The sequence below is a fragment of the Pseudomonas sp. B13(2017) genome, assembly GCF_002113245.1.
In the GTDB taxonomy this organism is placed as follows: Bacteria; Pseudomonadota; Gammaproteobacteria; order Pseudomonadales; family Pseudomonadaceae; genus Aquipseudomonas; species Aquipseudomonas putida_Z.
Map to the genome: position 1 here is coordinate 1 of NZ_NEJX01000018.1, position 14144 is coordinate 14144.

13 protein-coding genes are annotated in these 14144 nt (G+C 66.5%); 11 read left to right on the plus strand and 2 right to left on the minus strand.

Annotated elements, in window-relative coordinates:
* Together CAG44_RS20855 and CAG44_RS20860 are read left to right on the plus strand one after the other, a co-directional pair.
* On the plus strand, positions 1-319 hold a 319-nt coding region (locus CAG44_RS20855), incomplete at its 5' end, for a cupin domain-containing protein (RefSeq protein ID WP_371919243.1).
* Positions 320-330: 11 nt separating this feature from the next.
* Complete coding sequence (locus CAG44_RS20860) at positions 331-669, plus strand: RidA family protein (RefSeq protein WP_085692903.1); 339 nt, start codon at positions 331-333, stop codon at positions 667-669.
* Positions 670-892: 223 nt separating this feature from the next.
* Here CAG44_RS20860 and CAG44_RS20865 read toward each other — a convergent pair whose 3' ends face one another.
* Positions 893-1966, minus strand: coding sequence for a GlxA family transcriptional regulator (locus CAG44_RS20865; RefSeq protein ID WP_025338715.1), 1074 nt, complete (start codon positions 1964-1966; stop codon positions 893-895).
* 200 nt (positions 1967-2166) lie between these two features.
* On the opposite strand from CAG44_RS20865, the gene CAG44_RS20870 reads away from it, so the two are divergent.
* From CAG44_RS20870 to CAG44_RS20885, 4 genes are all read left to right on the plus strand, one after another.
* Entirely contained in the window at positions 2167-3558 is a 1392-nt protein-coding gene (locus CAG44_RS20870) for an FAD-binding oxidoreductase (protein ID WP_085591055.1), read from the plus strand.
* 10 nt (positions 3559-3568) lie between these two features.
* The gene (locus CAG44_RS20875; RefSeq protein WP_025338713.1) at positions 3569-4537 is read left to right on the plus strand and encodes an NAD(P)-dependent oxidoreductase; all 969 of its coding nucleotides are present in this window, start codon (positions 3569-3571) and stop codon (positions 4535-4537) included.
* On the plus strand, positions 4534-5985 hold the full coding sequence (locus CAG44_RS20880; RefSeq protein WP_085692904.1) for an aldehyde dehydrogenase family protein: 1452 nt from the start codon (positions 4534-4536) through the stop codon (positions 5983-5985). The genes CAG44_RS20875 and CAG44_RS20880 overlap by 4 nt, the downstream gene beginning before the upstream one ends.
* Positions 5986-6195: 210 nt before the next feature.
* Positions 6196-6513, plus strand: a complete 318-nt coding sequence (locus tag CAG44_RS20885; RefSeq protein ID WP_003260922.1) for a DUF2388 domain-containing protein — start codon at positions 6196-6198, stop codon at positions 6511-6513.
* A gap of 127 nt (positions 6514-6640) precedes the next feature.
* Here the strand turns inward: CAG44_RS20885 and glcC are convergent, their stop codons facing one another.
* Positions 6641-7405: a transcriptional regulator GlcC gene (gene glcC, locus CAG44_RS20890; RefSeq protein WP_084785154.1), complete on the minus strand. Its 765-nt coding sequence runs from the start codon at positions 7403-7405 to the stop codon at positions 6641-6643.
* Positions 7406-7600: 195 nt separating this feature from the next.
* Between glcC and glcD the strand changes: the two genes are divergently transcribed.
* From glcD to CAG44_RS20920, 5 genes are all read left to right on the plus strand, one after another.
* On the plus strand, positions 7601-9100 hold the full coding sequence (gene glcD, locus CAG44_RS20895) for a glycolate oxidase subunit GlcD (protein WP_085692905.1): 1500 nt from the start codon (positions 7601-7603) through the stop codon (positions 9098-9100).
* Positions 9100-10152, plus strand: coding sequence for a glycolate oxidase subunit GlcE (glcE, locus tag CAG44_RS20900; RefSeq protein WP_085692906.1), 1053 nt, complete (start codon positions 9100-9102; stop codon positions 10150-10152). Before glcD ends, glcE begins: the two co-directional genes overlap by 1 nt.
* 9 nt (positions 10153-10161) lie before the next feature.
* A complete protein-coding gene (gene glcF, locus CAG44_RS20905; protein WP_085692907.1) occupies positions 10162-11397 on the plus strand; it encodes a glycolate oxidase subunit GlcF in 1236 nt (411 codons plus the stop codon).
* Entirely contained in the window at positions 11390-11788 is a 399-nt protein-coding gene (locus CAG44_RS20910) for a heme-binding protein (RefSeq protein WP_085591042.1), read from the plus strand. Before glcF ends, CAG44_RS20910 begins: the two co-directional genes overlap by 8 nt.
* 152 nt (positions 11789-11940) lie before the next feature.
* A complete protein-coding gene (locus CAG44_RS20920) occupies positions 11941-14112 on the plus strand; it encodes a malate synthase G (RefSeq protein WP_085692908.1) in 2172 nt (723 codons plus the stop codon).
* The last annotated feature ends 32 nt before the right edge of the window (positions 14113-14144 follow it).

Sequence of the window (14144 nt, forward strand, 5' to 3'; positions counted from 1 at the left end):
GGGCGGTGGCAGCCTGGGCACCCCGGCCCCTGCCCGCCTGCCGATCGGCGAACCCATCGCCCAGGCTGCCACCGCCCAGGACCAGACCGACCAGGCCGTCGGCGCCAGCATCGGTGTATGGGAAAGCAGCCCGGGGGTGTTCCGCCGTCACCTGAAAAACCGTGAATTCAGCCACATCGTCAGCGGCTGGTGCACCTTCACCCCCGACGGTGGCGAGCCGGTGGAGCTGCGCGCGGGCGACGCGGTGCTGTTCCCGGAAAACTGCGAGGGTGTGTGGGACATTCGCGAAACCCTGCGCAAGACCTACGTGCTGTTCTAAGGAAACTGTCGATGATCGAACGTATCAACCCCGGCCCACGGGCCAGCCAGATGGTGCTGGTGGATGGCCGCATCGAAACCTCGGGCATCGTCGCCCTGCAACCGGGCGACATCGCCGCGCAGACCCGCTGCGTACTGGCGCAACTGGAGCAGTGGCTGGTGCAGGTCGGCGCAGGCAAGGGCAACCTGACCCGCGTGCAGATCTGGCTGGCCGACATGGGCGAGTTTGCGGCGATGAACGAGGTGTATGACGCCTGGGTTGGCGATCAGCCGCCAGTGCGGGCTTGTGTAGGCGCGGCCTTGGCGACAGCGGATTACCGCATCGAGATCCAGGCCTTCGGCCAGCTCTGATCCTGCGCGACCTTTTGGGGAAACAACTGCCTTGTGCTACCTGACTGGTTAACGCGGTCCGTTGTAGGAGCGGGCATGCCCGCGAAGCAGGCGACGCGGTGGATGGCACGGGCTTCGCCCGTGTTCGCGGGCAAGCCCGCTCCCACAGTGATCGTATGTGCTTTTAAATTTTGAGCAAGACAGTTGCTCCTACAACGGCCCGCGCTGCATGGTTTGAGACCTGCTAGAGCTCCGGGTCCAGCCCCACCTTGTCACCATGCCAGTCAAACCGCTCCACCTCATGCCGCCGCTTGCGGAAGCTGTACGGCGTCTCGCCATACTGCTTGCGGAACCACAGGATAAAGTGCGACGCATCGGAAAACCCGCACGCCAAGGCAATGGTGGTGATGTTCTGGCTGGTATTCACCAGCAACCGCCGGGCATGGTCCAGGCGCAGCTTGCGCCAGTAGTTGGCCGGCGGTTCCTGGGTATTGGCGACGAACTCGCGGTGCAACTGCCGGGGGTGGGTGCCCACCGCTTCGGCCACGGCCTTGAGCGTCATCGAGGCATCCAGGTTGGCCCGCATGAAGCTGATCGCCCGCTGCACCCTGTCGTTCTGGTACACGCATTCGCTGGCCGCCTTGCCCTCCTGCTCGTCGGCACGCTCGTCCACCAGCAGGTATTCCAACCCCTTCTGCGCCCGTACCGCACCGCAATGCCGGCGGATCAGGTTGGCTGCCAGGTCGATGGCGGTGCCACCCGGGCAGGTGATGATGCCGCGGTCGTCCACATAGCTCTTGTCGATCACCGCCGTGGACAGCGGGAAGCGCTCCCTGAACTCATCGCGCAGGGTGAAATGCAGGGCGCAGCGCCGGCCATCCAGCAGCCCGGCCTTGCCCAGCACGAACGAGCCCGAACACAGGGCGATGATCGGGATATTCGCGGCATGCACCTCGCGCAGCGCATCCAGCAACCAGGCTGGCGGGTTGCGGGTTTCGTCCAGTAGGCCGCCGGCCAGCACGATGTAGTCGTACTGGGCGAACAGGTTCAGCGGCTTGGTCGGCGAAATGGGCATGCCGCAGCTGGCGGTGATCGGCTGGTCGTCGAGGGTCATCCAGTCCCACTGGCAAAACACCTGCTGGCTGCGGAACGACTTGTCGGCGGCAAAGCGCAGCGAGTCCACCAGCCCGGCCACCGGCACCAGGGTGAAGTGGTTCATCAGCACGAAACCCACCCGCAGTTCCGGCTTTACCTGCGCAGCGATGACAGGGGCATGCGCCGGTTCTTCCCGTTGTTCTATTTGTTGTTGAGCAACCATGGACGCAAGCCTCATGACATTCGCAATAGCGCCATTCTAAAGTGCGCCCTGCGTCCGTCATATCATATGCATCCCCACAAATAGGAAATCCGTGACAAAAGGCGGCACCGTTCTATCAATTGTCATGACTGTAATATCGGCCCGCCGGCCCGGCTGAGCATCATGTGCCCACAAGACAAACATGCTCAGAGGCACCCCTCATGTACCGTGGATTCTGGTATGCCCAGGCGCTTGACCTGGACAGCGACCTCGCCCCTGCCCTGCAGGACTCGATTCAAGCCGACGTGTGCATCGTCGGCGGTGGCTTCCTTGGCCTGTGGTCGGCCATCCGCCTGAAAACGGCCCACCCGGAAAAAACCATCGTCATCGTCGAGCGCGACCGCTGCGGCTCCGGTGCCAGCGGGCGCAACGGGGGCGTGGCTACCAACTGGTGGGGCAAGTACCTGTCGGTGCGCACCATCTGCGGCGACGTCGAGGCACGGCGCATCTGCCAGGCCGCCGAGTCGGCCATCGACGAGATCGGCAGCTTCTGCCAGGAACACGGTATCGACGCCCAGTACCGCAAGGACGGCTGGCTGTGGACCGCGACCAACCAGCGGCAGATGAACTCCTGGCGCGTGCTCACCGACGGCCTGCAGAAGCTCGACGTCAACCCGTTCCAGGAGCTGGACCGCCAGACCATCCGTGGCCGGGTCGGCTCGCCGCTGGTGCTGGGTGGCATCTACGACCCCAACGCCGCCACCGTGCAGCCGGCCATGCTGGCCCGCGGCCTGCGCCGCGTGGCGCTGAAACTGGGCGTGCAGATTTTCGAGAAGTCGCCGTTCACCCACCTGGAACGCGGCAAGAACCCGGTGGTACACACCGCCAAAGGCCATGTGAAGGCCAACCACGTGGTACTGGCACTCAACGCCTGGGGCGCGCAGTTCCCCGAGCTGCGCCGGATGATCGCGATCATGTCCAGCGACATGGTCGCCACCGCGCCGGTCAAGGCCAAGCTCGACGCCATCGGCTTCAGCGGCGGCGAATGCATGACCGACTCGCGCACCGTGCTCAACTACTGGCGCAACACCCCGGACGGGCGCGTGGTGTTCGGCAAGCCGCTGGGCCAGTTCGCCTATGCCGGGCGCATCGGCAACCTGTATGAAAAGCCGTCGCCGGCCGCCGACAAGGTTGCCGCCGAACTGCGCCGCCTGTACCCGCAACTGCAGGACGTGCCAGTGGTCAGCAGCTGGACCGGGCCGATCGACCGGGCCATGAAAGGCTTGCCGAACTTCGGCTACCTCGACCACCACCAGACTGTCAGCTACGGCATCGGTTTTTCCGGCAACGGTGTGGCCACCACGGTGTTCGCCAGCCGCATCATCAAGTCGCTGGCCACCCATGCCAACGACGAATGGGCCAACTGTGGCCTGGTCAACCAGAAGATGAAACTGCTGCCGCCAGAGCCGTTCCGCTTCTTTGGCGCACACCTGGTGCGCGATGCGCTGGTGCGCAAGGAATCGCTGGAGGACCACGACCAGGACGCCGGCTTCATCACCCGCCAGCTGGTCGGCATGGCACCCGCCGGCTACGTGCCCGCGCAGAAAAAATAAGGACAATACCGTGAGCGAACATATCGTCTTCCTCGACGACGAAGGCCTGGCGCCTTCCACCCGCCTCAAGCGCCCTGACTGCGAGCACAGCTGGCAGCAGTTTGCCTACACCCACCCCGACCAGGTGCTGGAGCACCTGCAGGACGCCACCGTGGCGCTGACCTGCAGCGTGCCGCTGCGCGAAGAGCACCTGCGCCAGCTGCCCAGGCTGAAGATGATCTCGCTGGCCCTCACCGGCCGCGACATCGTCGATGTCGCCTACTGCGAGGCCCACGGCATCGAGGTGTCGAGCGTGCCGGGCTATGCCGCCAACACGGTGGCCGAACACAGCCTGGCGATGATCCTCGAACTGTTCCGCCGCCCGGCCGCCTTCACCCGCCTGATGCGCCAGGTGCATGCCGGCGACAAGCCGCACCAGAACATCTACTTCAACCACCGCATCCGCGATGTGCGCGACAAGCAGCTGGCGATCATCGGCAGCGGCCCGATCGCCCTGCGCCTGGCGCACCTGGCGCGGGCGTTCGGCATGCAGGTGCTGTTCGAGGACCGTGGCGGCAAGCGCAAGGGCCCCGACTGCCGGCCGCTGGCCGAACTGCTGAAAAGCTGCGATGTGCTGTCGATCAACTGCCCGCTCACGCCCGAAACCTACAACCTGATCGACGCCGGGCAACTGGCGTTGATGAAGCCCGATGCCTTGGTGATCAACACTGGCCGTGGTGGCGTGGTCAACGAAGCGGCGCTGATCCAGGCACTGCAGCAAGGTCGCCTGGGCGGCGTGGCACTGGATGTGGTCGAGGTAGAGCCGCTGCACCCGAGCAACCCGTTGTTCCAGCTGATCGACCGCGATGACTTCCTGCTCAACCCGCACATCGCCTGGAGCAGCGAAGACGCCATGCAACAGTTGATGGACAGCGCCGTGGACAACATCAGCGACTTTGTCGCCCGCCAGGTTTCTGAAAAAAGGATTCGCACCGCATGACCCTCGTGACCAAAAGCAGCTACGTCGATGGCGCCTTCATCCCTCTGGGCAGCAGCGCCGACATCCTGGAGAACCGCAACCCGTCCCACCCGGGTGAAGTGGTCGAACGCTTCGAACGCGCCGACCAGGTGCTGACCGAACAGGCCATCGCCGCTGCCCGCCGGGCGCAGCCGGCCTGGGCGCGCAGCAACCCGCAGCAGCGCGCTGACGCGCTGGACTTCATCGGCACGGAAATCCTCGCCCGCCGCGAGGAGCTGGCCACGCTGCTGGCTCGCGAAGAAGGCAAGGTGGTGCGCGAAGCCCTGGGCGAAGTGGACCGGGCCGGGCGCTCGTTCAAGTTCTACGCCCAGGAAGCCCTGCGCGCCGAAGGCGAGAAGTACCAGTCGGTGCGCCAGGACGTGGCCATCGATGTGTTCAGCCAACCGCTGGGCGTGATCGGCATCATCGCGCCGTGGAACTTCCCCATCGCCATCCCGGCGTGGAAGATCGCCCCGGCGCTGTGTTTTGGCAACTGCGTGGTGTTCAAGCCGGCCGAACTGGTGCCGTCCTCGGCCTGGGCCCTGGCCGAAATCATTTCCCGCGCCGGGTTGCCGGCGGGCGTGTTCAACATGCTGATCGGCCCGGGGCGCAGCGTGGGCGACACGATCATCCGCTCGCCACTGGTCGATGGCATCAGCTTCACCGGCTCCGAGCACACCGGCCGGCAGATCGCCCGGCTGGCGGCCGAGGGCATGAAGAAAGTGCAACTGGAGATGGGCGGCAAGAACCCGCTGATCGTGCTGGATGACGCCGACCTGGAGCAGGCGGTAGAGGTGGCGCTGAACGGCTCGTTCTACAGTACCGGCCAGCGCTGCACGGCCAGCTCGCGGGTAATCGTGACCGCCGGCATTCATGACGCCTTCGTCGCGCGCCTGGCCGAGCGTACCCGCGCGCTGCAGGTGGGCGATGCGCTGCAAGCCGGCACCGACATCGGCCCGGTGGTCGACAGCCGGCAACTGGAGCAGAACCTGTCGTACGTGGCCGCCGGCCTTGAACAGGGCGCGAAGCTGGTGTGCGGTGGCGAGCGCATCGACAACCCGGCGGGGGCGTATTTCTTCACCCCGGCGCTGTTCACCGAAGTGACCGCGGACATGCGCATCTACCGCGAGGAGATTTTCGGGCCGGTGCTGAGCGTGCTCAAGGTGCGTGATTACGAGGAAGCCTTCACCGCCGCCGAGGACACCGCCTTTGGCCTGTCTGCCGGGATCGTCACCACCTCGCTGCGCCATGCCGAGCAATTCAAGCGCAACAGTTCGGCGGGGATGGTGATGGTCAACCTGCCTACGGCCGGGGTGGATTACCACGTGCCGTTTGGTGGGAATGGGGCATCGAGCCTGGGCTCGCGGGAGCAAGGGACGCATGCGCGGCAGTTCTTTACCCGGGTGAAGACTACTTACCAACTCGCCTGACAGGGCCCTATCGCCGGCAAGCCAGCTCCCACAGGTACTGCACAGGCCTTAAGGGCAGCGCGGTCGACGTGGGAGCTGGCTTGCCGGCGATGGGCTGCGCAGCAGCCCCGGCAATCTCCAGCGTGAACAAGGGAACTACCACCCCACCTGCGCTTTCTTAAACACTGAGTGGTTCAATTACTTGGGCTTCATGCTACTGGAGATCACACCATGCGCCACCTACTCCTCGCCCCTGCGCTGCTGCTCCTGCTGCCTGCCGGTGCTGCCCTGGCTGACGTCGACGCAGGCGACGTCGCAACCTCGGCCGGTGTTTCCGCCTCGCTTTACTCGACCTTCAAGGACGACAAACGGATCATCCCGGCGCGTGACGAGCTTTCGGCCTACGTCGCCAGCGGTGGTGCAATCCGTGGCGCCTATGTGGAGTCGGCGCTGGAACAAGCCCGCAAGGACAACCCTGGCTTGCAGGCCAATGATGAAGAGCTGGCCCGGGCCCTCCTCTCGCAGGATGACCGCATAGCCGATCATTGATTGAGGTAATCCTGCATCGGCCTCTTCGCGGGCTTGCCCGCTCCCACAAGTACTGTACAGGCATCAGACCCGGTGCAGTCCCTGTGGGAGCGGGCAAGCCCGCGAAAGGGCCGGCACAGGCATACATTCACCCCCAGCCATCCATGCGCATGGTAGCCCTTACCAGCCGCTGCTCCTCCTGCTCGATCTCCCGCAAACTGTCGCGGATCCCGTTGATATGTTCGCGCGCCGCGCGCTGCGCCTGCTCGGGCAGCTGCTCCATCACCGCGTGATACAACCGCGCATGCTGGCGGTCGATCTGGCGCTTCTGCGCCGGTCGGCAATACAGGTTGTTGACCGAGGCGAACACCGTGCTCAAGGTCAGGTCACTGAGCGATTGCAAGGTATGCACCAGCACCGGGTTGTGCGACGCCTCGCTGATCGCCCGGTGAAAGGCATGGTCGCGGCGGGCATGTTCACGGGCATCGATCGCTTCGGGGGCTTCGTGCGCAGCCAGCATTTCTTCATAGCGCCGGCGGATCAGCAAACGGTCGACCTCGGTGGCCCGCAACGCCGCCAGGCGCGCCGATTCGGCCTCCAGCAACGCCCGCACTTCCAGCAGGTCGAACAGCGTGCGCGGCTGCGATCCGAATAGGTGCATCAACGGCGTGGCGCCCGCATGGCCCGTCAGGTCGGCAACGAACGAGCCACGCCCCTGCTCGGTGTCGATGATGCCGCGCCCGCGCAGGATGCGCAGGCCTTCACGCAGCGCCGAGCGCGAACAGCCCAGCTTGTCCACCAGGCGCCGCTCCGACGGCAGGGCCTGGCCCACCTTGAGCACGCCTTCGACGATCAGCCGCTCGACCCGTTCGGCCACCTGGTCGGCGACCTTGGCCTTGCCTTCAGTACCCACTGCGTACCCTCCTGCTGGTAGGACCACTTCGACCACCTGCCTCAATCTAGCCAGGCAAAGCCGTCAATAACCAGTACCCGTCGCAAAAACTGGTAGGACCAGTTCACCCCGTGCTCGACCCGGGCGGCGGCCACGCGCAGGCTGCAAGGGTGAGCGCTTTGCCAACAACAACAAAAACCGTTGCCGAGTGAGCCGATGAATATCCTGTATGACGAACGCGTCGATGGCGCGCTGCCCGACGTGGACCGGGCGGCGCTGCTGCAAGCGCTGCGCGCTGCCCTGCCGGACCTCGAGATCCTGCACCGCGAGGAAGACCTCAAGCCCTATGAATGCGACGGCCTCTCGGCCTACCGCACGGTGCCGCTGCTGGTGGTGCTGCCCGAGCGCCTGGAGCAGGTGCAGGCGCTGCTCAGGCTTTGCCACCAGCGTGGCGTGCCGGTGGTGGCACGCGGCGCCGGTACCGGCCTGTCGGGCGGCGCCCTGCCACTGGCCAAAGGCATCCTGCTGGTGATGGCGCGGTTCAACCGCATTCTCGAAGTCAACCCGCAGGGCCGCTTCGCCCGTGTGCAGCCCGGCGTGCGCAACCTGGCCATCTCCCAGGCGGCCGCGCCCCACGGCCTGTACTATGCGCCGGACCCGTCCTCGCAAATCGCCTGCTCCATCGGCGGCAATGTCGCCGAGAACGCCGGTGGCGTGCACTGCCTCAAGTACGGCCTGACCGTGCACAACCTGCTCAAGGTGGAAATCCTCACGGTCGAGGGCGAACGCCTGACCCTCGGCAGCGATGCCCTGGACAGCCCCGGTTTCGACCTGCTGGCACTGTTCACCGGCTCCGAAGGCATGCTCGGCATCGTCACCGAAGTCACCGTCAAGCTGCTGCCCAAGCCCCAGGTGGCGCGGGTGCTGCTGGCCAGCTTCGACAGCGTCGAGGACGCCGGCCGGGCTGTGGCCGAGATCATCGCTGCCGGGATCATCCCCGGCGGCCTGGAGATGATGGACAACCTGGCGATCCGCGCCGCCGAGGACTTCATCCATGCCGGTTACCCGGTGGACGCGGCGGCCATCCTGCTGTGCGAGCTGGATGGCGTCGAGGCCGATGTGCATGACGACTGCGAACGGGTCGCCGCCGTGCTGGCCCAGGCCGGCGCGCGTGAAGTACGGCTGGCCTGCGACGAGGCCGAGCGCGTGCGCTTCTGGGCCGGACGCAAGAACGCCTTTCCTGCGGTGGGGCGCATCTCCCCGGACTACTACTGCATGGACGGCACCATCCCGCGCCGCGAACTGCCACGGGTGCTCAAGGGCATCAGCGAACTGTCCGCCGAATACGGCCTGCGCGTGGCCAACGTGTTCCACGCCGGCGACGGCAACATGCACCCGCTGATCCTGTTCGATGCCAACCTGCCAGGCGAGCTGGAACGTGCCGAAGCCATCGGCGGCAAGATCCTCGAACTGTGCGTGGCCGTGGGCGGCAGCATCACCGGCGAGCACGGAGTGGGGCGCGAGAAGATCAACCAGATGTGCGCACAGTTCAACAGCGACGAAATCACCCTGTTCCATGCGGTCAAGGCAGCCTTCGACCCACAGGGCCTGCTCAACCCCGGCAAGAACATCCCCACCCTGCACCGCTGCGCCGAATTCGGTGCCATGCATGTGCACCATGGGCAATTGCCCTTCCCCGAACTGGAGCGTTTCTGATGAGCATGGACCGCGACATCAGCCAGGCCCTGCTGGAGCAGGTCAACCAGGCGCTGAACCAGGCCACGCCGCTGCGTATCCAGGGCGGCAACAGCAAGGCCATGCTCGGCTGCCCGGTGGCCGGCGAGGTGCTCGACACCCGCAGCCACCGGGGCATCGTCAGCTACGACCCGACCGAACTGGTGCTGACTGCCCGCGCCGGCACGCCGCTGCGCGAGATCGAGGCGGCATTGCACGAAGCTGGCCAGATGCTGCCCTGCGAACCACCGCACCTGGGCCCCGACGCCACCCTGGGTGGCATGGTCGCGGCCGGGCTGTCAGGCCCAAGGCGGCCGTGGGCCGGGTCGGTGCGTGACTATGTGCTGGGCACGCGGGTGATCACCGGCCACGGCAAGCTGTTGCGCTTTGGTGGCGAAGTGATGAAGAACGTTGCCGGCTACGACGTGTCGCGGCTGATGGCGGGCAGCTTCGGCTGCCTCGGGTTGCTGACCGAGGTGTCGCTGAAAGTGCTGCCACGCCCGCGCCAGTGCCTCAGCCTGCGTCTGCCGATGGGCCGCCACCAGGCGCTGGCGGAGCTGGCTGAATGGGGCCAGCAGCCGCTGCCGATCAGCGCGGCCTGCCATGACGGCGACGCGCTGTACCTGCGCCTGGAAGGCGGCGAAGGCTCGGTGCAGTCGGCACGCCAGCGCCTGGGCGGCGAGGCATTGGACAGCTGCTTCTGGAGCGACCTGCGCGAGCAGCGCCTGGCGTTCTTTGCCAGCCCCGCGCCGCTGTGGCGCCTGTCCGTGCCCAACGCCACCGGCGAGCTGGAGCTGCCCGGCCAGCAGCTGATCGACTGGGGTGGCGCGCAGCGCTGGCTCAAGTCCACGGCACCGGCGCAAGAGATCCGCGAGCAGGTCGCCAAGGTTGGCGGCCACGCCACCTGCCATGCCCCTGGCGCTGCCAGCAGCCCTCCGCTGCCCGCCGCGCTGATGCGCTACCACCGTGCGCTCAAGCAGCAACTCGACCCCCAGGGGGTGTTCAACCCTGGCCGCCTGTACCCGGACCTGTGAGGCCAGACCATGCAAACCAACCTGAGCGAAACCGCCCGGCAACTGGCCCGCGCCGACGAGGCCGAAAGCATCCTGCGCTCCTGCGTGCACTGTGGTTTCTGCACCGCCACGTGCCCCACCTACCAGCTGCTGGGCGATGAACTGGACGGCCCACGCGGGCGCATCTACCTGATCAAGCAGATGCTCGAAGGCGCGCCGATCACCGCCAGCACCCAGTTGCACCTGGATCGCTGCCTGACCTGCCGCAACTGTGAAACCACCTGCCCTTCCGGGGTGAAGTACCACGACCTGCTGGACATCGGCCGCGCCGTGGTCGAACAGCAGGTGCCGCGCCCGCTCGGCCAGCGCCTGCTGCGCCAGGGCCTGCGCGCAGTGGTGCCACGCCCGGCGCTGTTCAAGGCCCTGACCCGCAGCGGCCAGGCCCTGCGCCCGCTGTTGCCGGCCACGCTCAAGCGCAAGCTGCCGGCGCGGGTCACCGCCCCCGGCCAACGCCCCGCACCGCGCCATGCGCGGCGGGTGCTGATGCTGGAAGGCTGCGTGCAACCGGCCCTGTCGCCCAACACCAATGCCGCCGCCGCACGCCTGCTGGACCGCCTGGGCATCAGCGTGGTGCCGATCCAGCAGGCCGGCTGCTGTGGCGCGGTGGACTATCACCTCAATGCCCAGGAACAAGGCCTGCAACGGGCGCGGCGCAATATCGATGCCTGGTGGCCAGCCATCGAAGCCGGCGCCGAGGCCATCGTGCAAACGGCCAGCGGCTGCGGCGCGTTCGTGCGTGACTACGGCCACCTGCTGGAAAAGGACCCGCGCTACGCCGCCAAGGCCGCACGGGTCAGCGCCCTGTCCCGCGACCTGGTGGAGGTGCTGCGCGACGAGCCGGTCGAGCAACTGAGCCTGTGCGCCGAACAGCGCCTGGCCTTCCATTGCCCATGCACCCTGCAGCACGCGCTGAAGCTAGGGGGTGCGGTGGAGGCGTTGCTGACACGCCTGGGCTTTACCCTGACCCCGGTACCGGACGGCCACCTGTGCTGCGGCTCGGCCGGCACCTATTCGCTGACCCAGCCCGAGCTGTCGCTACAACTGCGCGACAACCGCCTCAACGCCTTGGAAAGCGGCAAACCGCAAGTCATCGCCACCGCCAACATCGGCTGCCAGGCCCACCTCGACGGGGCTGGGCGCACACCGGTGCGGCACTGGATCGAAATCGTCGAAGCAGCCTTGAACCCGGAGAACCACCATGCATAGCAAGTCCGTGATCGGCCAGGCCGAAGTCGCCCTCGTGCTGACCGCCGCCCGCCAGCAAGCCCAGGCGCAACAATGGAACGTGACCATCGCCGTGGTCGACGACGGTGGCCACCCGCTGGCCCTGGAGCGCCTGGACGGCTGCGCGCCGGCCAGCGCCTACATCGCGATGGAAAAGGCCCGCACAGCCGCGCTGGGGCGCAAGGAGACGCGGGATTACGAGGAGATGGTCAATGGTGGCCGTACCGCTTTCGTCACCGCGCCGCTGCTGACCAGCCTGGAAGGTGGCGTGCCGCTGCGGGTGAATGGGCAGGTGGTGGGGGCGATCGGCGTGTCCGGGGTCAAGTCCGAGCAGGATGCCCAGGTGGCCAAGGCCGGGGCGGCTGCTCTCTGAATCCTGTGCCGGCCTCTTCGCGGGCTTGCCCGCTCCCACAGGGCTTTCACAAGACCTGAGTCCTGTGCAGTACCTGTGGGAGCGGGCAAGCCCGCGAAGAGGCCGGCACAAGCAAAAACTTTCCAGAAGCCTGAACATCGAGCGAACAGACAATGCCAAACCATCCACTCCAGATCGCCCCCACCCTGCAGCGCTTCATCGAAGACGAAGCCCTCCCCGGCACCGGCATCGAAGCCCGCACCTTCTGGCAAGGCTTCAGCACCCTGGTCCACGACCTCGCACCACAAAACCGCGCCCTGCTCGCCGAACGCGAGCGCCTGCAAGCAGAACTGGACAACTGGCACCGCCAGCACCCCGGCCCGATCCGTGACATGGCCGCCTACCAGCACTTCCTGCAAGGCATCGGCTACCTTGTGGAGCCCCCGGCAAGCGTGCAGGTCAGCACCCGCAACGTCGACCGCGAGATCGCCGTGCAGGCCGGCCCGCAACTGGTGGTGCCACTGAGCAACGCCCGCTACGCCCTCAACGCCGCCAACGCCCGCTGGGGCTCGCTGTACGATGCCCTGTACGGCACCGATGCCATCGCCGAAACCGATGGCGCCGAACGTGGCCAAGGCTACAACCCGCGACGCGGCGCCAAGGTGATCGCCTATGGCCGGCAGTTCCTCGACACCGCTGCCCCGCTCGACGGTGCGTCGCACAACGACGCCAAGGCCTACGCGATCAGCCAGGGCATGCTGCAGGCAACCCTGGCCGATGGCCGCCAGGTGGGGCTCATGCACCCCGCGCAACTGCGTGGCTACCAAGGTGAGCCGAACACGCCAACAGCGATCCTGTTGCAGCATCACCAGCTGCATTTCGAAATCCAGGTCGACCCGGCCAACGCCATTGGCCAGCAGGACCCGGCCGGGGTCAAGGACATCCTGCTGGAGGCCGCGCTCACCACCATCATCGACTGCGAAGACTCGGTAGCCGCCGTGGATGCCGACGACAAGGTCAACGTCTACCGCAACTGGCTGGGCCTGATGAAGGGCGACCTCAGCGAGCAGGTCAGCAAGGGCGGCAAAACCTTTGAACGCACCCTGGCCGAAGACCGCCACTACCACGGCGCAGACGGCCAGCCACTGACCCTGCCGGGCCGCTCGCTGCTGTTCATCCGCAACGTCGGCCACCTGATGACCAACCCGGCCATCCACGACCGTGATGGCCGGGAAATCCCGGAAGGCATCCTCGATGCCGTGGTCACCAGCCTGATCGGCCTGCATGACCTCAAGCGCCGCGGCAATTCCCGCGAGGGCAGCCTGTACATCGTCAAGCCGAAGATGCACGGGCCGGCCGAGGTGGCCTTTGCCGACCAGCTGTTCGGCCGCGTCGAAGCCCTGTTGGGCCTGCCCGCACATACGCTGAAGATGGGCATCATGGACGAGGAGCGGCGTACCAGCGTCAACCTCAAGGCCTGCATCGCCAGCGCCGCGTCACGGGTGGTATTCATCAACACCGGCTTCCTCGACCGCACCGGTGACGAGATGCACACGGCCATGGAAGCCGGCGCCATGCTGCGCAAGGGTGACATGAAAGGCAGTGCCTGGATCCAGGCCTACGAGCGCAGCAACGTACTGGTGGGGCTGGCCTGTGGCCTGCGCGGCAAGGCGCAGATCGGCAAGGGCATGTGGGCCATGCCCGACCTGATGGCGGCCATGCTCGAACAGAAAGTCGCCCAGCCCAGGGCCGGCGCCAACACCGCCTGGGTGCCCTCGCCCACAGCCGCGACGCTGCATGCGCTGCACTACCACCAGGTGGATGTGGCGGCCGTGCAGCAAACGCTGGAACAGGTTGACCTGAATGCCCAGCGCGCCGAGTTGCTGCATGACCTGCTCAGTGTCCCGGTCAGCCCCGAGCGGCCCTGGAGCGCAGCCGACATCCAGGCCGAACTGGACAACAACTGCCAGGGTATCCTCGGTTACGTGGTGCGCTGGGTCGAGCAAGGGGTCGGCTGTTCCAAGGTGCCGGATATCCATGATGTGGGCCTGATGGAAGACCGCGCGACCCTGCGGATTTCGGCGCAGCACATTGCCAACTGGCTGCACCACGGGGTGGTCGATGCCGATCAGGTCGAGGCGACCATGCAACGCATGGCCCGCGTGGTCGACCAGCAGAATGCCGGGGACCCGGCGTACCGGCCAATGGCCGCCGGTTTCGAGACATCGCATGCATTCCGCGCTGCGCGGGAGCTGGTGTTCAAGGGCCGGCAGCAGCCCAGTGGCTATACCGAACCGTTGCTGCATGGCTGGCGCTTGCGCTTCAAGCAGGAGGTCGGGCGCTGATGCTGACAGGGGCCGCTATGCGGCCCTATCGC

Excerpts from the sequence above, each read along its gene's own strand:
- glcF (WP_085692907.1), top strand. The coding sequence starts at position 10,162 with ATGCAAACCAACCTGAGCGAAACCGCCCGGCAACTGGCCCGCGCCGAC.
- CAG44_RS20870 (WP_085591055.1), top strand. The coding sequence starts at position 2,167 with ATGTACCGTGGATTCTGGTATGCCCAGGCGCTTGACCTGGACAGCGAC.
- CAG44_RS20885 (WP_003260922.1), top strand. The coding sequence starts at position 6,196 with ATGCGCCACCTACTCCTCGCCCCTGCGCTGCTGCTCCTGCTGCCTGCC.
- CAG44_RS20920 (WP_085692908.1), top strand. The coding sequence starts at position 11,941 with ATGCCAAACCATCCACTCCAGATCGCCCCCACCCTGCAGCGCTTCATC.
- CAG44_RS20860 (WP_085692903.1), top strand. The coding sequence starts at position 331 with ATGATCGAACGTATCAACCCCGGCCCACGGGCCAGCCAGATGGTGCTG.
- glcD (WP_085692905.1), top strand. The coding sequence starts at position 7,601 with ATGAATATCCTGTATGACGAACGCGTCGATGGCGCGCTGCCCGACGTG.
- glcE (WP_085692906.1), top strand. The coding sequence starts at position 9,100 with ATGAGCATGGACCGCGACATCAGCCAGGCCCTGCTGGAGCAGGTCAAC.
- CAG44_RS20910 (WP_085591042.1), top strand. The coding sequence starts at position 11,390 with ATGCATAGCAAGTCCGTGATCGGCCAGGCCGAAGTCGCCCTCGTGCTG.
- CAG44_RS20865 (WP_025338715.1), bottom strand. The coding sequence starts at position 1,966 with ATGGTTGCTCAACAACAAATAGAACAACGGGAAGAACCGGCGCATGCC.
- CAG44_RS20880 (WP_085692904.1), top strand. The coding sequence starts at position 4,534 with ATGACCCTCGTGACCAAAAGCAGCTACGTCGATGGCGCCTTCATCCCT.